Below are 22,024 nucleotides of genomic sequence, written 5' to 3'. Positions count from 1 at the left end.
GGTCAGCCCAGGAGGCATTCGATGCGTGAACATATGCATGTAACGGAGCGAGCAGCCGCCGCAGCCTTTGCATCTCCCCGTCAGCGCAGGATCGTACAAACCCTCATGGCGGGTGACATGTCGATGAGCGAACTGGCATCTGCAACCCAGCTGCCGCTCAGCCTGCTACACTATCATGTCTCGCAGTGTATGCGACTGGGCCTGATCGAGATCACGCGAGAACAGCCCCGGTCCGGGCGGGCGGTAAAATTCTATCGTGCGGTGGCGAAATCGTTCTTTGTGGCTGCAGAGCTGGTCGACGAAATGCCGGGCACTGCATTCACGCGGAAACTGCGGGACCTGCTTGACCAGAATTTGAACAGATCGCTGCAGGGGATATGCTTCCGGCACGATGGCGTCCGACCTCGCGCCGATCTTGTGACTGACCCTGACCAGCAGAATGAAGCCATTGAACTATGGCTCGACGTCGGCCTGACGGGAGCCGATGCAGCCCGGCTGCGGCAGGAGTTGCAAGCCCTGATGGATCGCTTCCGGATGTGCGATAACGCTGCAAATCCGCGCTATCTTTTGCACATGGCGGCGGTCAAACTTTGATCTGCCGCATTCCCCCAATTCCTCACTCCGTCGCCAGCTTGAGCTTCGGGATCATCACCTGGATGAACGCCAGCGCCACCAGATACGCGCTGCCGCAGATCGCGAACAGCGGAACGTAGCCCATGCCGCTGCCCAGCGAATAGCCTGCGAACTCGATGATCGCGGTGCCCGACAGGTTGCCCGCGACCGCGCCCAAGGCGATGACGCTGGCGACGCGGGTGGCGGGGATGATGTCGGCGGTCATGCCGAAAACGTTGGTCGAAAAGCCCTGATGCGCGAACAGGCCAAGGCCGATCAGCACCGCGGCGATCCACGGATTGCCGGTGGTCAGCGCCAGCGGCATCGCCAGTACGACCAGCGCGTAGAACAGCATCGAGCTCTTGCGCGCGGCGTTGACGGTCATGCCCCGGCTCAGCAGGATCGGGTAGAGCCCGCCCGAGGTGATCGCGCCCAGCGCGGCCAGCGTGAAGATGATCGCGATCGGCCAGCCCAGGTCGCCCTGCGCCATGTTGAACTGCCGGTTGAAGAAATCGGGCATCCAGAACAGCACGAACCACCACACCGCATCGATGCAGAACTTCGCGCCGATCACGGTCCAGGTCCTGCGGTCGGAGAGCAGGATTCCCCACGGCACGCGCGCGCGCTCGGGGATATCGCCCAGGGGCTTGAGGTTGCGGGTGCCATACCACCAGCCCGCGAGCCAGAAGAAGCCCAAGGCTCCCGTGACCCAGAACGCTGCCTGCCAGCCAAAGGCGAGCGCGAACGGCGGGATCAGCAATGGGGTGATGATCGCGCCGATATTTGGCGCGGTGTTGATCAGGCCAATGGCGAAGTTGCGTTCCTTGACCGGAAGATACATCGCCGCGGCCTTGAGCCCCGCTGGCGTGCTCACCGATTCGCCCGCCGCCAGCACGATCCGCGCGGCGACAAACTGCTGCACCGTTTGCGCCAGCGCATGCGCCATGCCGGCAGCGCTCCACACCACGACCGCGATCGAATAGGCGACGCGTACCCCCAGCCGGTCGACGAACCAGCCGACGAACAGCAAGGTGCCAGCGGCCGCGATCTGGAAGGAGGAGCCGAGATGGGCATAGTCCGCGTCCGACCAGCCGAATTCGGCTTCCAGCGTGGGCTTCAATAGCGCCAGCACCTGCCGGTCGACATAGTTGAGCGCATTGCCCAGGAACAGCAGCGCCACCAGCGCAATCGCCGCGCCGCGCGCGACGCCCTGTTGCGCCGATTGTTTCTGGGCCTCGTTCATTGCGCAATCCTCCCGCTGGTGCACGCTTATGCCGCGCTTCTCGCTTGCACGATAGCCGCTCCCGAGCGTAAGAAAAGCCCTATATGACACCGAAGGACATACTTTGTGGTCAGGTCAGGGAGAGCCACGCGTGAAACGGCAGGAGATTGACTGGGATTCGCTGCCCGCGGCAGGCGACCTGTTCGGCGAGATGTATCTGGCCGATGCCGGCCCCAAACCGACATCCCAGACCCCTTCGGAGCCCGCCAAACCGCGCGAAACCGTTTTCCAGGGACTGGTCATCTGCGCGATTGCCGCCGCAGCGGCAGCGTGGCTGTCCGAACACTATATGTTCCCGATCATCCTGCTGGGGCTGCTGATCGGGCTGTCGTTGAGCTTTGTCGCGCGCGATCCGCGCAGCCATATGGGGCTCGATTTCGCGTCGCGCACCTGCCTGCGCTTCGGCGTGGTGCTGCTGGGGCTGCAGGTGACCTTCAGCCAGATCGGATCGCTGGGCCCCGAGCCCTTTGCCGCGCTCGCCGCGATCATGACGTTGACCTTCGTGGCCGGGATCGTCGGTGCGCGGCTGGTCGGCCAATCGGTCTATACCGGCATCCTCGCGGGCGGCGCGACCGCGATCTGCGGCGCGAGCGCGGCGATGGCGCTCTATGGCATCATCGGGCGCGAGCGGGTCAGCCAGTCGCAGTTCGCGATCACTTTGGTCGTGGTGTCGCTGGCGAGCGCGCTGGCGATGTCGCTCTACCCTATCCTCGCCGAATATCTGAACCTCACCGACGAGCAGGCAGGCTTTCTGATCGGCGCCTCGATCCACGACGTCGCGCAGGCGATCGGCGGCGGCTATGCGTTTTCCGAAGCCGCGGGCAGCTATGCCGCGATCGTCAAGCTGTCGCGCGTCGCGCTGCTCGCGCCGGTGGTGATCATCACCGGGCTGCTGATCGGCGGCGCAGGCAAGGCCGAGGGTGGCCCGCTGTGGAAGCGGCTGGCGCTGCCGTGGTTCATTGTCGCGTTCTTCGGAGTGGTGCTGCTCAATTCGATGGTCGCGATCCCCGCGCCCGCACGCGATTTCGCGCTCAGCGTCTCGAAGGGCCTGCTGCTGATCGCGGTGATCGCCACCGCGATGCGCAGCCGGCTCGACCTGCTGATGGAAACCGGCATCCGCCCCGCCATTCCCGTGGCGATCGCAACGCTGGTCAGCCTGCTCGCCTCGTTCGCGGCGGTGATGCTGATCAACTGATCGGTTAGAGTGAAACGGGGACATCCCCGCGCGTTCACGGCAGCTGGGTTGCCTGGCCGAAGCGGTCGGCAAGGATGTCGCCGATCGCCTCTGCGTCCGCAGGTTCGATCGGCGCGCCATAGACCTTGATCATCTTGGCGACCGAATCGTGCCAGAATTTGTCGCCCATGCCGCGCGGCTGGGTGGTGATGTACTCGAGCGAGTGGCAGGCCGAGCAGGTCGAGACCACCAGCTCGGCGCCCGCATCGGCGAGTTCGGGCGGCGTGGTTTCCTGCGGCATCGTGAACGCAACCGGTTCCAGCGAGGATGGCGGCTGCGCGCGCTCCCCGGACCCTGGTTGCGGAAACACCGCCAGCACCGCGAGCGCGGCAACCACGACGAACCCTGCCACTGCGGCGTTCTGTCCACCCGGTCCCATCACACCGCCTCCACTTGCACGGTTTCAACGGCATTGCGCATATAGCCCGCAGGCTGCCAGCGCGCGTCGAACGGCTGCGTCTCTGCGCCTGCCGTGACCGCGCGCACCTTTATCGCATGCCGCCCCCGGGCCAGGGTCACGCCCAGCCGCCATGGCCGGAACGAATAGCGCCCCGCATCCTCGCCCAGCCGCGCCGCCTGCCAGCTGCGGCCATCATCGGCAGAAACGAGCACCTGTTTCACCGGATCGCCCCCGGCGAACGCGATGCCGCGCAGCTCTGTGGTCTGCCCGGCGGAAACCTTCGCGCCATCGGCATGGCTAGTGAGGAACGAGCGCACATTGAAGCGGCCGATCGGCACAGTCTTGTCGGGCTTGGTGCCAGGCTCGACACAGGCGCAGTTATTGTCGGGAATGCGATAGGCGGTCTTCATCCAGTATCCATCGAAGTCCGCATCGACGACGTTGATCTCGTTCAAATGCTTGACCCAATAGGTGCCGAAATGCCCGGGGACGACCAGACGCAGCGGATAGCCGTTGAGGAACGGCAGGTCTGCGCCGTTCATCGCGAACGCGACCATCACCTCGCCATCGATGGCATGATCGATATCCAGCGCCTTGACGAAATCGGGGACGGTATCGATTGGCGGATTGTCGAGGCCGTTGAAGGTGACCTGCCGCGCGCCTTCGCGCAGACCCGCCTTGGCGAGCAGGTGCTTGAGCGCTACGCCGCGCCAGCGCGCATTGCCCATCGCGCCGTTGCCCAATTGCCCGCCGCCGACGCGCGGGGTCACGAACCCGCGGCTGTTTCCCGAACACTGGTTCACCGCGACGATCTCGGTGACCGGAAAATCGCGCTGCAGGCTTTCGAGCGTGAGCTCCAGCGGCGCGGTAACATGCCCGCCGATCTTCAGCCGGAAGCTGCGCGGATCGATCTCGCTGGGCAGGCCCGAGAGATGATAGCGCACGAAGAACGCGTCATTGGGGGTGATCAGGCCTTCATCGAACACGCCGAACGGGGTTTCGAGCTGCGGCGGACGGGTGGTGAGCAGGATCATCTCCCGCTTGCCGGGCATCCGCACCAGCGGCCGGGCGCCATTGCCGAACGGCAGCGTCACATGGCCCGGCGTGTCCCGGGTGGTGGCGCCCAGCAGCGCCGCACCGGCTCCGGCCAGGAACAGTCGACGGTCAAAATCGCTCACATTGCCTCCGTTGCGCATATCGGGTTGGCATCCCTTTTTGCGCAGCACGCAGCGTATGTCCACCGTTAGTCATAGGCGGCAGGATTTGCGGAAACTCGTTCGAAGCCGGAAAAGCGACGCTACTGTTTAGAGCGCGCCGACCGAATCCAGCTCCCACAGCCTTTTGGCGTGCTCCATGTCGCTTTCACTCACCCGGCCGATGCGGTGGGCGATGAAATCGATACCCTCGATCAGCCAGAGAGCCAGTTGCGGCTGGGTGAGCCGGTAAAACCGGTTCTGGCCGATCGACTTGATCTCGACCAGCCCAAGCGCGCGCAGCACCGCAAGATGCTGCGACAGCCGGGTGGGGGTGATATCGAGCGCGGCCGCCATCTCGTTGACGGTCTGGTCGCCCACCCGCAGCTTCTGGATCAGCCGGATGCGGTCCGGGTGCGATATCTGGCGCAGCACGGTGGCGAGTTCGTTGGCGACAATCTGGCGGCTTGGCATGGGCTTATTGACCTGTAATGGCGGAAACGAGGCGCAATGCGGGGCGGGCTGCCGGCCGCGCTGCGGTCTGGACAGGGGCAATCGCGCGCCATGGTGCGGGCTTGCGCGGCGAACCGGCAATCCCCCCGCACATCTGCGCGATGAACTCCTGATCGCTGACTTCGGTGACATAGGGCGCGACCGACCCCCTGCCCGGGGTGGTGATGCCGCAATCCCAGATGCGCGCCGCGCCCTGCTGAAGCCGGTGCGCTGCCTGGCGCATGCCAGCCTGAGACGCAGCCAGCGCCAGAGCCTGCACCAGCAAGGGGGCGTTGAGCGGCAGCACCGCATCCGCCTCGTCGAGCGCTTCGCCCGACACGCCGCTGAAATCGCGCTGATGCCACAGCATCGGCCAGGGGCTGCGGATGCGGGTGGTTTCTGCAAGCATCGCGAAGACCAGGCTGCGCAGATCGGGCAGCACCACAATCGCATCCCATCGGCCTGCATGCCGCACCAGATGGCACAAGGCGTCCTCGATGGTCAGAACTTCGATCTGCAGATCGTCACGGGCCGCGGGACGACCCGTGATCAGCAGGCGGCGCACCATGGGGTTGCGGCGCCGGGAATCGACGATGATGGCAACGCGGCTGCGTCCTTCCTGCCGCGCTGCCTGCAGCATGGCCTGCATCGCATCGGCGCGGGGCATCGGCGCGCTGCATTCGTCATCGACCGGGCAGGCTGCGGGCAGCGGCGACATCAGCATGACATCCAGCCCGCCCGCCTTGAGCTTTTTGCCCGCCCCCTGGTCGTGCAGGTAGCTTGCGACCCAAGAGGCCCGCGGCAGGAACGCGTGGCCGCCGCCCTGAAGCGCGACCGGTGAAACAGCCTGCCATGGCGCGAAAACCGGAACGGTGGCTGCACTCGCAATCGAAGAGGCCCAAGCCGCCGCACGCCGCAGTTCACTCACCGGCCGGACAGGGATCAGCCTGATGTCGAGATCGAGCCAGGCGGCCAGCCGGTCGAGCGCCTGCTGCCAGTCGCCGGGCACCGGCTGCGACGTCTGGCCCAGCGTCAGGACAGAGCCTGCCACCAGGCTGAGCATGGGGCCGTGCGCAGGGCGGGGGCGCGCAGATATCCCCTGACCGGATGGAACTGCGAACATCCGGTCAGGGGCGCAGCCATCCACAGCCTGGGGGGAGTTGGCGGGCAGATCAGGCTGTTCGGGGCGTGCTTCCATGGTGGGGAACCTCGTATGGAACGTTTGACCCTTGTTCGCCTAAACGGATTGCCCTCATCGAGGAAATTCAATAAAATGGACTAATCGTTCTTATTTCGGGAATTGAATGGGGATCCGGGACGCCATGCACCTCAATTTCAAACACCTGCGCTATTTTCATGCGGTCGCGCATGACGGCAATCTGACCAACGCCGCACGCCGGCTCAATGTTTCGCAATCCGCGCTGTCGACCCAGATCCGCCTGCTCGAAGAAAGCGTCGGCCATCAGCTGTTCGAGCGGCGCGGGCGCAGGCTCGAACTGACCGAAGCCGGACGGGTCGCGCTCAATTATGCCGACAGCATGTTCGAGACCGCCAACGAGATGATGGCGACCTTCGCAGGTGGCAGCGGCGCGAGCCGGCGGCACCTGCGCGTCGGCGCGCTCTCGACGCTGTCGCGCAACTTCCAGATGCGCTTCCTGGCGCCGATGGTGGGCCGCGATGACGTGCATCTGGTGATCCGGTCGGGTTCACCGCGCGATCTGGTCAAGGCGCTGGAGGCGCACGAGCTCGACGTGCTGCTGACCAACCGCCTGCCTTTCCGCGACAGCAGCACCAACTGGGTGGCGCATCTGGTCGATCAGGCGCCGGTCAGCCTGATCGGGCCGCAGCGGGTCGATGTCGCGCGCATGACGCTGCGCGACATGCTGGTGACCATGCGGCTGGTGCTTCCCGCCAAGGACAGCGGGATGCGCGCCGATTTCGACCTGATGGTCGACCGGCTGGGAATTCTGCCCAATATCGTGGCAGAAGCCGATGACATGGCGATGCTGCGGCTGCTGCTGCGCGCAGGCACCGGAATCGGCGTGGTGCCGCCGATCGTGGTGCGCGACGAACTCAGCGCGGGGCTTCTGCACGAGATCATGGTGATCCCCGGCCTCACCGAATCCTTCTATGCGATGACCCAGTCGCGGCGCTTCCCCCACCCGCTGGTGGACCAGCTGCTCGAGATCGCAAAAATCGGCTAGTTCTTTTTTCAAGAACCAAATCTTAGTTTCATTGTATTTTCCGAAGTATCCGACCCGCGTTATCCGGATGCGATCGCTTCGCTCCCCACGGGGCGGCACGGAGACGGAAAGACTATGGATATCGCGATTTGCCTCGCCCTGGCGATAGCCGGCTTTGCAGGCCTTGGACTGGTGGCACTGATCGCTGGAGACCGCCACGCCCGGGTGACCGGCCTGGTGCTGGAGGCGGGCATGCTGGCATGCCTCGCGCTCGGCGTGGCAGCGGTGGCGCAGATCGTCCGCGCAGGGCCAGCGACGACCGATCTGCTGGTGTGGCACCAGGCGGGGCTGTCGGTCCGTCTGGACGCGGTGAGCCTGCCGATCATGGTGCTGGTCGCCTTTATCGGCTGGGTGGTGCTGCGTTATTCGCGCACATACATGGCCGAAGAGCCCCGCCGCGCCTATTTCCAGGCATGGCTGGCATTCACGCTGGCAAGCGTGCTGCTGCTCGCGCTGGCTGGCAATCTGGTGCAGCTGGCGCTGGCGTGGATCGCAACCAGCCTGTGCCTGCACCGCCTGCTGCTGTTCTATCCGCACCGCGCCGCCGCGCAGCGCGTCGCGCGCAAGAAGGCCATGACCGCTCGCGTCGCCGATGCCGCGCTGATCGGCGCGGTCGCGCTGCTCGCGGCGCTCTATGGCACCGGCGATATCATCACCATCCTTGATGCCGCACGCGATGGCCAGGGGGGCGCAGGCGTCACCGTTGCGGTGCTGGGCCTTGCGCTCGCCGCGATCCTCAAGTCCGCGCAATTCCCGCTGCACGGCTGGCTGACCGAAGTGATGGAGGCGCCGACCCCGGTGTCCGCGCTGCTCCATGCCGGGGTCATCAACGCAGGCGGCTTTCTGCTTATCCGCTTTGCCGATGTCATGCTGATGTCGCCTGCGGTCATGGCCGGGCTGGTGATGGTGGGCGGATTCACCGCGCTGTTCGGCGGGCTCGTCATGCTCACCCAGCCTGCGGTCAAGACCTCGCTGGCCTGGTCCACCGTCGCGCAGATGGGCTTCATGATCATGCAGTGCGGCCTCGCGCTGTTCCCGCTGGCGATGCTGCATATCATCGCGCACTCGCTGTACAAGGCGCATAGCTTCCTCGCCTCGGGCGGCGCGGTCGAGCGGATTGCGGCGCTGCGGCGGCCGGGTCCGGTCGCCATCCCCGGCGCTGCAGCGGTGACCAGCGCCTTCGTCGCAGCGATCGCCATCTATGTCGCCATGGGCTGGGCGTTCGGCTTTGCCGACAAGTCGCCACAATCCAACGCGCTGGGTGCGATCCTGATCTTCGGCGTCGCGTATCTGCTGGCGCAGGGGCTCGCGGGCGCCGCGCCGGTGGCGCTGATGCGCCGGATGGTCGCCTATTCGCTGGTCGCCTCGCTGGGTTATTTCATGCTGCACATCCTGGCCGACTGGCTGATGATGGGGACGCTGCCTGCGACCCCTGCCCCCGGCCCGCTGGAATGGGTGCTGATCATCCTGGCGGTGGTGAGCTTTGGCCTGGTCGCCTTTGCCCAGTCGATGTTCCCGCTGTGGGCCTATCACCCCGCAGCGGCGGGCCTGAGGGTCCATCTGTCCAATGGCCTGTATGCCAATGCGCTGTTCGATCGGCTGCTGAGCGGCTGGGCGCTGCGTCGTCCCCTGTGACCCGCATGTGACCTGCCAGTGACCCACCCGTGACCCCGCTGCCGACCCACAAGGAGATTGCCGTGATGCACACCACCCCGATCGAGACCGCCCCGGCAGGGCCAGATATCGCAGCCCTGGCCGATACCGCCGCGCGCGCCATCCCACCGGTCTGGCCGCTGGCCTCCAGCGTGGCGGTCAACCCCTATCTCGGCCAATCCGATCTGGATCTCGCCGCGACCGGCGCGCTGCTCGCCCGGATCAGCGAAGCCCCGGTCACCATGCAGCGCAGCTGGTACCGCGAGCGGATCACCAGCGGTGCGATCAGCGATGCCGATCTGGCAGCGGCGCTGGCCGCCAGCACCTCGTCACCGCGACCCGCCTCGGTCGCAGAACTGAAACTCGCCGCGCAGCGCCCGCATGTCCGTCAGGACCCGCTGCCCACGATCGCCGATCTGGCCGCCCGCGTCTCCGGGATCGACTGGCCCGCGGTCATCGCCGAGCGCTTCGGCACCTGGGCCGGTGCATGGAGCGACGAAGGCCAGGCGCTGTGGGCCGCGCCGCGCGGCAAATGCGCATGGCGCGCCTGGCAGGCGGTGGCAACGCATGACCTGACGCCCGAGATCGTCGGTCTCAAGGGCTTTGCCGCCTTTGTCGCCGAAGCCCCCGACAGCCCGGCCGACGCCATGGCCGCGAGCGTCGGCCGGCTATCGATGCCCACAGAGGCGATGCCGACCTATTTCCACGCGCTGCTGGCGAGCCTTGGCGGCTGGGCGCAATATGCGCGCTACCGGCTGTGGCAGGCCGAACTTGCGGGCGAGCATGACAGCGCGCTCACCGATTTCCTGTGCATCCGTCTGTTGTGGGAGGATGCGCTGTTCGCGCAGTACCGCTCTAGCATCATCGACGCCTGGACGCATGTGGTCGCATCGCATGCCGCCCCGGCGCTGCCCGGCGAGGAGCAGGTGATCGACGCCATCCTGCAGGAAGCCGCCGAGCGAGCGGGCCAGCGCGATATCGGCCAGATCCTCGCCGGCGGTGCTCCCGTCTGCCCTGCCGGCCCCCCGCTGCTGCAGGCGGCGTTCTGCATCGACGTGCGTTCCGAAGTGTTCCGCCGCTCGCTCGAGGCGGTCGATCCCGGCATCCGCACGCTGGGCTTTGCCGGCTTCTTCGGTCTGGGCGCTTCGCACCGGCGCTTTGCCTCGGATGTGGCGGAACACCGGCTGCCGGTGCTGCTGAACCCCAAATTGACCAGCTGCGCAGGCAGCTCGGAAGACGCTGCCGATGATCGCGCCGCGCGCTATCTGTCGCGCGCACGCAGAGCCTGGGGGCGGTTCAAGCTGGCGGCGGTATCGTCCTTCGCGTTTGTCGAGGCGGCAGGCCCGGTCTATCTCGGAAAGCTGCTGCGCGACGGGCTGGGACTGAAGCGCACCAGGCTGCCCAACGATCCCATGCCGCGGCCCGATCCCGCGCTGAGCCTGGAGGATCGCATCGCTGCAGCCGGTTCGATCCTGCGCGCGATGTCGCTGACCGCCGATTTTGCGCCGCTGGTGTTGCTGGTCGGCCATGGCGCCAATGTCGTCAACAATCCGCACGCCAGCGGTCTGCACTGCGGCGCCTGCGGCGGCTATTCGGGCGAGGTCAACGCCCGGCTGCTGGCGAGCCTGCTGAACGATCCCGCGGTGCGCGGCGGGCTTGCGGCTGCGGGCATCCGGGTTCCGGCCGAAACGCTGTTTCTGGCAGCGCTGCACGACACCACCACCGACACCGTGCTGATCTATGACGGCGACCATCCCTCGCCCGCGCATGCCGACGATCTGGCCCGCGCGCGCACGTGGCTGGCGAGCGCCGGACTGGTCGCACGCGGCGAGCGCGCGCTGCGCCTGCCGCGCGCCGGATCGGCTGCGGACGTTGCTCGCCGCAGCCGCGACTGGGCGGAAATCCGTCCCGAATGGGCGCTGGCAGGATGCCGCGCGTTCATCGCCGCACCGCGCAGCCGCACCAGCGGCAGGAGCCTGGAGGGTCGCGCCTTCCTGCATGACTATGAATGGCAGCAGGATCAGGGCTTTGGCGTGCTGGAGCTGATCATGACCGCGCCGGTGGTGGTCGCAAGCTGGATCAGCCTGCAATATTACGGCTCGGCCGTGGCGCCCGAGGTGTTCGGCGGCGGCAACAAGCTGATCCACAACGTCATCGGGGGGATCGGGGTCGTGGAAGGATATGGCGGCACGATGCGCGCCGGGCTGCCCTTTCAGTCGGTGCACGATGGCAGCAGCCTGGTGCACGAACCACTGCGGCTGAGCGTGTGCATCGAGGCCCCGGTCGAGGCGATGACCGCGATCCTGGAGAAGCACCCGGGCGTGCGCGCGCTGTTCGATAATCGCTGGCTGCACCTGCTGGCGCTGGATGACGCGGGGCAGTTCGCGTGGCGCTATGTCGGCGATCTCGACTGGCAGCGCGTGGATGGCGACGGCCAGACGGTCATCGAGCGCGATCTGGCAGCGTGATAGCGGCTCAGCGCCGTGGTCACTCGACCATCAGCGCGGCGGCTGCGGACAGCGTCAGGCCCGACATCAGCAGCCGCTTGATCGTGGCGCTCGATGGCAGGCCCGAGGCCTTGATCGCATCGGCGAGCCCGGTGGCGATGGCGAGCGTGCCCGATCCGGCGGATTCCTCCCATCTGGGGCGCAGCGCTGCGGCGATCGTCGCGCTGCGCACCAGGAGCAGGTCGTGGATTCGCGAACCGGGCCGCGCGCCAAGCTCCTGCTTGTAACCGCTGTCGCCCGCACCCCAGTCGATCTGGCGCACGCCGCGCGCGAGGCTGTCATCGATTCCATGCAGCGTGACGATCTGGCCCGGAGAAAATGCGGCGAAGGCATCGTCATAGCTGCTGGCAATGCCATATTGCAGCGATCCGCAGGTCAGATCGAGCGAGAATGCCACCGGCTTGTCACCCACATAGAGCAGCGTTGCGGCAAGCATCTCGGCCAGCTCGGGATCGACCACCGCCCGCTGCCAGTGCGCCAGCATGTGCGGGTTGAGGAACTTGGCGCCGCTGCGATCGGTGCGCTTGCCCACCCAGCTGTTTTCCTCAATCCGCGCCAGATCATGAAACACCCGGCGCGACCAGGCGTCGCCGCGCACGATGCGCAAAGTCAGCGGCCCGAGCTCTTCCAGCCGCGCGATCATGCGGCGGATCTTCTTGCGGCGCGACTTGCTGGGCCATGGATCGGGTGCGCCGGGACCGGGAAGATCCTGCATGAAGCTTTGCCCCATGTCGCGGGTCAGCACGTGCCAGCCGGTAGCTTCGGCGGCGGCGACCAAGAGCTGCGCCAGCCGGTCGTCCTGGTAGATCGGCCCCAGCCGCAGCATCGGACCGATCGCCGCGCGCGCGGCGGGATGATCCAGCACGGCACGCATGTCGCCGACCCCCGCAGTCTGATCGATCGCCGCGCTGCGGAACGGCCAGTAGCTGCCCGCCAGCGCACGCGCCTTCAGCCCCGCCGGGCCAAGCTGCCGCATCGGCAGGGCCAGAATTTCGCTGCCATCGCCGCGCCGCGCCACCAGCGTCGATATTGCCTCGGGCTCGCCGCGGCAGAACCAGGCGGCGCGCAGGAAGGCGTGGCTGGCGGGAGCCTGCGCCGCAAGCCGGTCCACTGCCGATGCCACCCCCGGCACCACCGCACAATCGATCGCTCCCAGTGGAGCAGCATTGGCCAGCATGGTCTTGTGGTTTATCTCCAGCATGAATGGCTCCCGGCAAGGTGGCAACACCCAGCCTATGCCAGAAAGAAGATAAGCCAAAGTTTACACCCGGCAAGACGGACGAGCGGTGCCAAAGACCGATCCTGGCGCGACGGGCGGTCATGCCCTGGTGCTCGCGGGGGTGCAGCACATACGTATTCATGGCGCATGATGGCCGCGAGTGCGGCACTCTTCGGCTTTGGCACGACCCCCGGCAAAGCGGGGCGCGGCAGGGAGAGGTGACGGATGGCAGGCATGGGAATGGGCAGCATCGATCGCGGCGGGAGCCCCCAGCGTCCCGGGATGAGCCAGGCGGACATCCGCCGGATGCAGCTGCTGGTGGTCGCGGTATTCTTCCTGTTCGGCGGGATCACCAACATCAACGATGTGCTGATCCCCAAGCTCAAGGGGCTGTTCCAGCTCTCCTACATGCAGGCCAACCTCGTCCAGTTCGCCTTTTTCACCAGCTATGCGATCTTCTCGATCCCAGCAGGGCTGGTGATGAAGAAGCTGGGCTATGTCCGCGGCGTGGTGCTGGGCTTTGCGATCATGGCGCTGGCGTGCGTGATGTTCCTGCCTGCCACCTATTCGGGGCAATACATCTCCTTCCTCGTCGCGCTGTTCATGATCGGCGGCGGGATCACGCTGCTGCAGGTGGCGGTGAACCCGCTGATCCTGCAACTGGGCCCGGCAGAGACCGCGCACAGCCGGCTGACCTTCGCGCAATTGTTCAACTCGATCGGCGTGTTCGTGATGGTCTATGGCGGGGCCGAGCTGATCCTGGGTGACAGCACGCCGGTCGATGCGACCGGGCTCAGCGCCGCGTCGCTCAAGGCGATCCGGGTGCAGGAGACCGCGATCATCGGGCAGGCCTATCTGGGGCTTGCGGTGGTGCTGACCGCGATTGCCGCGTTCTTCTGGCTGTGGCGCAAGGCGCTCGACGGGCAGGCCGTCGAGGAAGTGAAGCTGGAGGGCACCTTCGCGCTGCTGCGTCGCCCGCGCCTCGCCTTCGGCGTGCTGTGCATCTTCATGTATGTCGGCGCCGAAGTCGGCATCGGCAGCAACCTCGTCTCTTATCTTGGCGACGAGCGCGTGCTCGGGCTGAGCCAGGTCGAGGCGGGGCGGTTGCTGGCGCTCTATTGGCTCGGCGCGCTGGTCGGGCGGCTGGCGGGCACCGTGCTGCTGCGGCTGGTGAAACCGGGTCTGGTGCTGCTGTGCTTTGCCGCCGCTGCGATCGCGCTGATCGCAACCTCGGCGCTGTCGTCGGGCGCGCTGGCGGCGTGGACGCTGATCGCGGTGGGGCTCGCCAACTCGATCATGTTCCCGACGATCTTCAGCCTGGCGACCGAAGGCATGACCGCAGAAGCACCGCAGGCGTCGGGCCTGCTGTGCACCGCCATCGTCGGCGGAGCGATCGTGCCGGTGCTGATCGGGTTTGCCGCAGACAACGTGGGCCTTGCCGCTGCAATGCTGGTGCCGATCGCCTGCTATGCGGTGATCGCGAGCTTCGGCATCTATGCTATGCGCAGCCGGGCCGCCGCGTAAGGGTCAGCTCGTCGGCTCGGGCACCCGCAAGGTGGCGAGCGCGGCAAGCGCCAGCACCGCTGCGGCAAAGGCCATCGTCCAGATCGGCTCGGTCGGGAAGAACGCCTTGAGCAAGCTGCCCATCACCGTTGCCACCAGCAATTGCGGCAGCACCACGAAGACGTTGAACAGCCCCATGAAGATTCCGAGCTTGGCTTGCGGCAGGCTGGAGGCGAGGATCGCATACGGCATCGCGAGGATCGATGCCCAGGCGATGCCGATGCCGATCTCGCTGGCGATCAACCATTGGGGATCGCGGATGACGAGGAAGCTTCCAAAGCCCGCAGCGCCGCACAGCAGGCACAGCGCATGGGTGCGTACCTTGCCCATCCGGGCCGCAAGCCACGGCAGCAACGTCAGCGCCGCGACCGCCGCGACGCCGTTGTAGACCGCAAACAGCACGCCCACCCAGTTTCCCGCATCGTTGAACGCCGCGCTGCCTGCATCGGTGGTGGCGAACATCGCCTGCGCGACGACGGGGGTGGTGTATATCCACATGATGAACAGCGCTGACCAGCTGAAGAACTGCACCAGCGACAATCGCTTCATGATCGGCGGCATGCCCGAGAAGTCACCGACGATGTGGCTGAGCAGGTTGTTGTCGCGTCCGGCGCGGGCGAGATGGATCGCAGCCAGGCTGATCAGACCATAAGCCGCGAACAATCCGCCGAGCAGATAGACCTCCTTCTCAAGCTCCAGCCGCCAGACAAGCGCGATGACCACAACCCCCGCCACCAGCCAGGCCAGCGCGGTGCTGGGGCCGCGCGCGGCGAGCGCGCGCATCGGCGGGGCCTGCGGCTCGTCGGTATAGGCTTCAGCGAACGCCTGCATCTCGTCGGGGCTGTATTCGCTTGTCGTGACGATGGTCCACAGCACCGCGACGAACAGCGCCGCGCCACCGAACCAGAAGCTGTAACGCACGGTATCGGGCACGCCGCCTGCGGCATCGGTGTTGGCGACGCCAAGACCGGTCAGCAGATAGGGGAACAGCGATCCCGCCACCGCGCCTGCGCCGATGAATGCGGTCTGCACCGCATAACCAAGCGTGTGCTGGTCCTTGCGCAGGCTGTCGCCGACAAAGGCGCGGAACGGCTCCATCGAGATGTTGAGCGACGCATCGAGGATCCACAGCATCATCGCGGCGAGCAGCAGCGACTGCGCCATCGGCATGATCACCAGCGACAGCGCGGCGAGCACGGCGCCAGCGAGAAAATAGGGTCGCCTGCGCCCCAGCCGCGTCCAGGTGCGGTCCGAATAATGGCCGACGATCGGCTGCACCAGCAGGCCGGTGAGCGGGGCTGCGACCCAGAGCGCGGGCAGGTTGTCGAGACTTTCGCCCAGCGACTGGAAGATGCGGCTCATGTTCGCATTCTGCAACGCAAAGCCGATCTGGATGCCGAAGAACCCGAAGCTCAGGTTGAACAGCTGCCAAAAGCTCTTGCGCGGTTTTTCCGCGATCATGTGCCTCTCCCCGGGATCAAACGATACGCTCGGGCCCGTGTTGATCCGGGTCTTCAAGCGGGCAGACCGTGGCAGAGCCACCTGTGGCGCACAACATCAGCGCATACGTATACTTGGCTGTGCAACCCGGCGGGTCAGCCGCTCGAGCCGCGCACGACAAGCTGGGTCGGCAGCATATAGGGCTCGACTTTCTGTCCGCGAATCTTGCGCAGCAGCGTATCGACCAGCGCCTCACCTGCGGCCTTCACATCCTGGCTGACCGTGGTCAGCGGCGGGCTGGTGAAGCTTGCGGCGGGGATATCGTCGAAACCGATCACCGCGACATCGCCGGGAATCGACAACCCATGTTCGGCCAGCGCCCGCATCGCGCCGATGGCGATCAGGTCGGACGCGGCGAACACCGCATCGAAGGGCGTGCCCGCGGCCAGCAGCGAGAGCATCGCCTCGCGCCCCGATTCCTCGGAGGTCACCGCGTTGCGCTGCAGCGCGGGGTCGGCATCCAGCCCCGCCTCGGCCAGCGCATCGCAATAGCCGCGCCAGCGGTCCTCGAACTCGGGCGCGTGGCTCGATGCGGTGCCGATGAAACCGATCCGCCGCCGTCCGTGATCGACCAGGTGCCGGGTCGCGGCATAGCCGCCGCTGCGGTTCTCCGACCCCAGAGTGATCCCCGGCTCGTTGGCCATGGGCGAGCCCCAGCGCACGAAATGCGTGCCCTGTTCGACCAGATGGGTGAGGCGCGCGCGATAGTCCTCATAATCGCCATAGCCCAAAAGGATGATGCCGTCGGCCTTGTGGCTGTCCTGATAATCGACATGCCAGTCGCTGGAGAGCTGCTGGAACGAGATCAGCAGATCGAACCCCGCGCGCGATGCGGTGCGGGTGATCGATCCGAGCATCGCGAGGAAGAACGGATTGATCATCGAATCATCGGGCGTCGGGTCCTCGAAGAACAGCAGCGCCAGCGTGTTCGCCTGCTGCCTGCGCAGCGACGATGCGTTCTTGTCGACCGAGTAATTCAGCTGGGCTGCGATCGCCTGAATCCGCCGCCGGGTCTGTTCGTTGACCGAAGGATTTCCGCTGAGCGCGCGCGATACCGTGGGCTGCGAAACCCCCGCCAGCTGTGCGATGTCGAATGACGTCGGCCTGCGCCCCATGATGCCCCGCGCCTCTTCAAACCCTGACAAAACCGCCGTTTTCCGGGCCTTTTGGTCTGCATAATGTTGAATACGTATGCGTATGCCTTTTGTCATCGCCCTGCAAAGGTTATTCAACTGCCCGACCGGTTCATCTGAAAACCGGCGGCTCTGGCAGCCGTCCAGACGCCATGAATTGATCCCCGCCAGACGCTGGACGGGGTCCCTGGGGAGAGTGATTATGAAAGCGATTTTTCGCGCCCGTCGTCTGCGCCTTGCATCCGGCCGCGCCAGCCTTGCCACCCTTTCCACCGCGCTGATGATCGGCGCCGCGTTCGCCGCCCCGGCTGCCGCTCAGGATGCCGATGCCGCACAGCAATCGGGCGCTGCCATAGACGAGGACGCGGGCGTCATCATCGTCACCGGCTTTCGTGCCAGCGTGGAAAACTCGATCGCCGCCAAGCGCGAGAGCAACTTCATCGTCGATGTGGTGACCGCAGACGACATTGCGGGGCTTCCCGATGTCTCGATCGCAGAATCGCTCGCCCGCCTGCCCGGCGTTACCTCGCAGCGCACCGGCGGCCAGGCCAGCGCGATCAACATCCGCGGCCTTTCGCAGGACCTGGTCTCCGCCACGCTCAACGGGCGCGAACAGGTCGCGACCAGCGGCAACCGCGTCATCGAGTTCGACCAGTACCCGTCCGAACTGATCAGCCAGGCTGCGGTCTACAAGACCCCGCTTGCCAGCCACATCGAAGGCGGGATTGCGGGCAAGGTCGAGCTCAAGACCGTGCGGCCGCTCGACAACACCGAAAGCTTCAAGGGCGCGATCAACCTGCGCGGGCTGTACAACGACCGCGCCAGCGAAAGCCCCGATGTCTCGTCCTATGGCTACCGCGTTTCGGGTTCGGTTCAGGCCAAGCTGCTTGACGACACGCTGGGCGTCGCGTTCGGCTATGCGCGGCTGTACCAGCCCAATGTCGCCACGCGCTTCGTACAGTTCGACTTCCCTGTGCCGGGCACCAACGGTTCGCCCAGCCGCGATCTCAACGGCGATGGCACCGTCGATTCGCTCAACTTCCGGTTCGAGGGCATCCAGTTCGGCGGGCGCGAAACCCGCGATGCCGCGATCGGCGTAATCCAGTGGGAGCCGACAAGCAACCTGCGCGTGCTGATCGACGGCTATTATTCGCGCTTCAGGTCCGATGTGAAGCGCCGCGGCATCCGCATCGTCTCGCCGCAGTCGGGCGACAACCAGTTCATCAATCCGGTGATCGCCAACAACGCGCTGGTCGGCGGGCAGATCGTCAACCGCGTCGGCAGCAACGGCTTCGGCTTTGGCCTCGGGACCGAGCTGGTCAACCAGGACGAAAGCCGCCGCGACGAACTCTACACCATCGGCGGCAACCTGGCCTATGACTTCAGCGACCGCGCCACGCTGTCGGTCGATGTCGGCTATTCCAAGGGCACCAGCTTCTTCAACAACGCCGGGATCAACCTGCGGCCCTATGCGGCGACGCCCGCCGGGCTGCGCCGCGCGGATTCGATCCCGGGCCTGATCTCGGTCGACTATCAACTCAACGGCACGCGCCTGCCGACGATCCGGTCGATCACCTCGGACTTCACCGATGTCGATCCTGCCGGTGGCGGCTATCTGCTCGACGGCCAGTTCCTGGTGCCGCAGTCGGACAGCGACGAACTGTTCGCGGCTGCCGCCGATCTGGTCGTCCGCTTCGACGAGGCCAATTTCCTCGACGCGCTGCGGGTCGGCTTCCGTTATGCCGACCGGCGCGGCGATCGCCTCGTGACCTCGTTCAACACCTTTGGCGTTCCGGGCAACGCGATAGCGGTTCCGGCCAACATCGTGCAGCAGGCGGGCTTTTCGGGTGGCTATGCCAAGGCCGGGCTGCCCAACTTTGCGGTGGTCGATATCGACGGCGCGTTCAACTTCGCCTTCGGCAACAGTTTCGGCGTCCGCCAGCCGACCGACCAGATCGCGTTCGACTTCACCATCGACCAGAGCTTCCGAATCGATGAGGAAACCTATGCGGGCTATGCGCAGATGGACTTCGATACCGAGCTGGGCGGCCTGCGCTTCCACGGCAACATCGGTGCTCGCTATATCCGCACCGACCAGAGCTCGACGGTGAACTTCGCCGATCCCAATCTGGTCGACAACCCGGCGACGCCGCCACCGGCGCGCGAAAACCGCAGGCCGGTCACCCGCGGGCGGACGTTCAATGACTTCCTGCCCGCGGTGAACCTCATCCTCGACCTGTCCGACCGCGACATCCTGCGCGCCAGCTACAGCCGCCAGATCTCGCGCCCGCGCTTCTTCGAGCTGCGCGGATCGATCAGCGTCAACACCGGATCCGACGGCAACACCAGCGGTAGCGGCGGCAACCCCGACCTGTCGCCCTATCGCGCGAACCAGTTCGATCTGGCGTACGAGCATTATTTCGGCAACTCGGGCGTGCTGGCGTTCGGCGCGTTCTACAAGGATCTGAGCTCGTACATCATCAACGGCACGATCCCGCAGTTCAATTATGTCGAAAACGGCATCACCCCGCCGCCGATCCCGGGGACCAACCGGCCCGGCAACGCGGTCGGCAGCTTCTCCTCGCCGATCAACGGCGACGGCGGCTATGTCTATGGCTTCGAAATCCAGTTCTCCAAGACCTTCGTCGAACTGCCCGCTCCGTTCGATGGTCTTGGGGTCCAGATCAACTATGCCTACAGCAAGAGTGATCTGGAATTCCCCAGCGCGACCAGCGGCGCATCGATCAACCTGCCGCTGCCGGGCCTGTCCGAGCATGTCTTCAATCCGACCGTGTTCTACGAAAAGGCAGGGTTCGGCGCGCGTCTGAGCACACGCCACCGTTCCAGCTTCGTCAGCCCGCAGATCGGCATCAGCGAGCTGATCCTGACCAGCGCCAAGGAAACGGTGATGGATGCGCAGCTCTCCTACCAGTTCCAGGAGGGCAGCGCGCTGCAGGGGCTCAAGCTGCTTGCGCAGGTCAACAACCTGACCGATGAACCCACCCGGACCTATTGGGGCAACATCGCCCAGACGGGCACGATCCAGAACTTCGGCCGCACCTTCTTCCTGGGCGCGACGTACGAATTCTGACCCCGGTACCGGTGCAGGGGGCGGGCTTCCCCACCCGCCCCCTGATTGTTGAGTGAGGTAGGCACATGGCGCGAAACTGGATGACGGCAGCGGCGGCAGCGGCATTGCTCGCGTCGGCTTCGCTTGCGGCGCAGTCCCCCGGCTATGGTGCCGATACCGTCCGGACGCGGGCACCGCAGGACGAGATCATCTATTTCGTGCTGCCCGACCGCTTCGCCAATGGCGATGCTGCCAACGATCGTGGTGGGCTGAAGGGCGACAGGCTCAGGACCGGCTTCGACCCTGAGCACAAGGGGTTCTTCCACGGCGGCGATCTTGCCGGGCTGACCGCGAAGCTCGATTATATCCAGCAGCTGGGCGTCACGGCGATCTGGTTCGCGCCGATCTTCCAGAACAAGCCCGTGCAGGGCGAGCCGGGGCAGGAAAGCGCAGGCTATCACGGCTATTGGGTGACCGACTTCACCAAGGTGGACAGCCATTTCGGCACCAACGACGCATTCAAGGCCTTTGTCGATGCAGCCCATGCGCGCGGCATCAAGGTCTATATGGACATCATCACCAACCACACCGCCGATGTCATCTATTTCAAGGAATGCGTTGGAAAACCGGTATGCGCCTATCGCTCCAAGGCGGATTACCCCTACTGGACCAAGGGGGGCATCAAAGGCGCACGGATCAACGGCGGGTTCGAGGGCGATACGGTCGCAACGAAGGAGAACTTCGCACGGCTGACCGATCCGGCCTATGCCTATAGTCCGCAGGTTCCGGCAGCGGAAAAGGACATCAAGGTCCCCGCCTGGCTCAACGATCCGATCCATTACCACAACCGCGGAAACACCAGCTTTTACGGCGAGGATTCGCGTTATGGCGATTTCGTCGGGCTTGACGACCTGATGACCGAGAGCCCGCGCGTGGTCGAAGGCTTCATCGAGATCTACGGCAGCTGGATCGACCGCTTCGGCGTGGACGGCTTTCGCATCGATACCGCGCGGCACGTGAACCCCGAATTCTGGGCGAGCTTTGCGCCCGCGATGCTGGAGCGGGCCAAGGCCAAGGGCATCCCCAATTTCCATATCTTCGGCGAGGTCGCCAACGATGCAATGGACCCCGGCTTTCTCGCGCAGCACACCAGGCGCGACAAATTGCCTGCCGTGCTCGACTTCGCCTTTCAGGCGGCGGTGCGCGAGATGCTCACCGGCAAGGCGGGGACCGACCTGTTCGCCAGCCTGATCGCGGGCGACGTGCTCTATGAGGGCGGCGATGCGACCGCACTCATCCTGCCGACGTTCCTGGGCAATCACGACATGGGCCGGCTGGGACATATGCTCGACAAGGCGTATCCGCAGGCGAGCGAGGCCGAGCGGCTCGACCGCATGAAGCTCGCGCACGTGCTGCTGATGACCGCGCGCGGCGTGCCGACGATCTATTATGGCGACGAACAGGGCTTTACCGGCGACGGCAACGATCAGGACGCGCGCGAGGACATGTTCGCAAGCCGCGTCGCCAGCTACAACGACAACCGGCTGGTGGGCACCACCGCGACCACCGCTGCCGAAAACTTCGACCCTGCCCACCCGCTTTACCGGCTGATTGCCGAGCTGTCGGCGCTGCGCCGCGAGCATCCGCGGCTGCGCGAGGGCCGCACAGTGCTGCGGCATTCCGGTCCCAAACCCGGGCTGCTGGCGTTCACCCGCGGCGAGGATGACGGCGAGGAAATTCTGGTCGCGGTCAACACCTCGAGCGAGCCGGTCAGCCTCAATGTCGAGGTCGGCTATCGCTCGCGCGCGTTCATCGGCCTTGCCGGGACCTGCCCGACCACCGCCAGCGCGCCGGGATCGGTGGCGATCGCGCTGCCGCCATTTGGCTATGCGGTCTGCCGCGCCACCCCGATCGACTGAGAGC

General features: G+C 65.8%; 16 protein-coding genes. 8 read left to right on the top strand and 8 right to left on the bottom strand.

The annotated features are described in order from the left end of the window. The first annotated feature begins 21 nt into the window (after window positions 1–21). A complete protein-coding gene (locus BSY18_RS19210; protein WP_150126345.1) occupies window positions 22–594 on the top strand; it encodes a winged helix-turn-helix domain-containing protein in 573 nt (190 codons plus the stop codon). A gap of 22 nt (window positions 595–616) precedes the next feature. Here BSY18_RS19210 and BSY18_RS19205 read toward each other — a convergent pair whose 3' ends face one another. Next, a complete protein-coding gene (locus tag BSY18_RS19205) occupies window positions 617–1,855 on the bottom strand; it encodes an MFS transporter (protein ID WP_069051587.1) in 1,239 nt (412 codons plus the stop codon). A 130-nt stretch (window positions 1,856–1,985) separates the two neighbouring features. Between BSY18_RS19205 and BSY18_RS19200 the strand changes: the two genes are divergently transcribed. Beyond that, the gene (locus tag BSY18_RS19200) at window positions 1,986–3,089 is read left to right on the top strand and encodes a YeiH family protein (RefSeq protein WP_083231590.1); all 1,104 of its coding nucleotides are present in this window, start codon (window positions 1,986–1,988) and stop codon (window positions 3,087–3,089) included. Window positions 3,090–3,123: 34 nt separating this feature from the next. Here BSY18_RS19200 and sorB read toward each other — a convergent pair whose 3' ends face one another. The 4 genes from sorB to BSY18_RS19180 form a co-directional block, all read right to left on the bottom strand. Then, window positions 3,124–3,507: a SorB family sulfite dehydrogenase c-type cytochrome subunit gene (gene sorB, locus BSY18_RS21360; protein WP_054133543.1), complete on the bottom strand. Its 384-nt coding sequence runs from the start codon at window positions 3,505–3,507 to the stop codon at window positions 3,124–3,126. Continuing rightward, entirely contained in the window at window positions 3,507–4,724 is a 1,218-nt protein-coding gene (sorA, locus tag BSY18_RS19190; RefSeq protein WP_069051586.1) for a SorA family sulfite dehydrogenase catalytic subunit, read from the bottom strand. The genes sorB and sorA overlap by 1 nt, the downstream gene beginning before the upstream one ends. Before the next feature lie 108 nt (window positions 4,725–4,832). Next, on the bottom strand, window positions 4,833–5,195 hold the full coding sequence (locus BSY18_RS19185; protein ID WP_069051585.1) for an ArsR/SmtB family transcription factor: 363 nt from the start codon (window positions 5,193–5,195) through the stop codon (window positions 4,833–4,835). A gap of 4 nt (window positions 5,196–5,199) precedes the next feature. Next, a complete protein-coding gene (locus BSY18_RS19180; protein ID WP_150126344.1) occupies window positions 5,200–6,411 on the bottom strand; it encodes a hypothetical protein in 1,212 nt (403 codons plus the stop codon). 124 nt (window positions 6,412–6,535) lie between these two features. Here BSY18_RS19180 and BSY18_RS19175 point away from each other — a divergent pair, with 124 nt between their 5' ends. From BSY18_RS19175 to BSY18_RS19165, 3 genes are all read left to right on the top strand, one after another. Next, window positions 6,536–7,417, top strand: coding sequence for a LysR family transcriptional regulator (locus tag BSY18_RS19175; RefSeq protein ID WP_054133546.1), 882 nt, complete (start codon window positions 6,536–6,538; stop codon window positions 7,415–7,417). Between the two features lie 114 nt (window positions 7,418–7,531). Then, on the top strand, window positions 7,532–9,091 hold the full coding sequence (locus BSY18_RS19170; protein WP_054133547.1) for a proton-conducting transporter transmembrane domain-containing protein: 1,560 nt from the start codon (window positions 7,532–7,534) through the stop codon (window positions 9,089–9,091). Between the two features lie 65 nt (window positions 9,092–9,156). Continuing rightward, window positions 9,157–11,577: a YbcC family protein gene (locus BSY18_RS19165; RefSeq protein ID WP_069052045.1), complete on the top strand. Its 2,421-nt coding sequence runs from the start codon at window positions 9,157–9,159 to the stop codon at window positions 11,575–11,577. Between the two features lie 19 nt (window positions 11,578–11,596). Here the strand turns inward: BSY18_RS19165 and BSY18_RS19160 are convergent, their stop codons facing one another. Further along, entirely contained in the window at window positions 11,597–12,817 is a 1,221-nt protein-coding gene (locus BSY18_RS19160; protein ID WP_069051583.1) for a GNAT family N-acetyltransferase, read from the bottom strand. Between the two features lie 243 nt (window positions 12,818–13,060). On the opposite strand from BSY18_RS19160, the gene BSY18_RS19155 reads away from it, so the two are divergent. Beyond that, window positions 13,061–14,359: a sugar MFS transporter gene (locus BSY18_RS19155; RefSeq protein ID WP_236823416.1), complete on the top strand. Its 1,299-nt coding sequence runs from the start codon at window positions 13,061–13,063 to the stop codon at window positions 14,357–14,359. A 3-nt stretch (window positions 14,360–14,362) separates the two neighbouring features. Here the strand turns inward: BSY18_RS19155 and BSY18_RS19150 are convergent, their stop codons facing one another. Together BSY18_RS19150 and BSY18_RS19145 are read right to left on the bottom strand one after the other, a co-directional pair. Then, a complete protein-coding gene (locus BSY18_RS19150; protein ID WP_069051581.1) occupies window positions 14,363–15,859 on the bottom strand; it encodes an MFS transporter in 1,497 nt (498 codons plus the stop codon). Between the two features lie 134 nt (window positions 15,860–15,993). Beyond that, window positions 15,994–17,013 carry a LacI family DNA-binding transcriptional regulator gene (locus tag BSY18_RS19145; RefSeq protein ID WP_069052044.1) on the bottom strand — a complete coding sequence of 340 codons (1,020 nt, stop codon included), beginning with the start codon at window positions 17,011–17,013 and terminating at the stop codon, window positions 15,994–15,996. Between the two features lie 220 nt (window positions 17,014–17,233). Between BSY18_RS19145 and BSY18_RS19140 the strand changes: the two genes are divergently transcribed. Both BSY18_RS19140 and BSY18_RS19135 read left to right on the top strand, forming a co-directional pair. Beyond that, window positions 17,234–20,122 carry a TonB-dependent receptor gene (locus BSY18_RS19140; RefSeq protein WP_069051580.1) on the top strand — a complete coding sequence of 963 codons (2,889 nt, stop codon included), beginning with the start codon at window positions 17,234–17,236 and terminating at the stop codon, window positions 20,120–20,122. Window positions 20,123–20,187: 65 nt separating this feature from the next. Continuing rightward, the gene (locus BSY18_RS19135) at window positions 20,188–22,020 is read left to right on the top strand and encodes an alpha-amylase family glycosyl hydrolase (RefSeq protein WP_150126342.1); all 1,833 of its coding nucleotides are present in this window, start codon (window positions 20,188–20,190) and stop codon (window positions 22,018–22,020) included. The last annotated feature ends 4 nt before the right edge of the window (window positions 22,021–22,024 follow it).

Origin of the sequence: Blastomonas sp. RAC04, assembly GCF_001713435.1 — a bacterium.
Lineage (GTDB): Bacteria > Pseudomonadota > Alphaproteobacteria > Sphingomonadales > Sphingomonadaceae > Blastomonas > Blastomonas fulva.
This window is presented reverse-complemented; position numbering and strand designations above follow the sequence as displayed.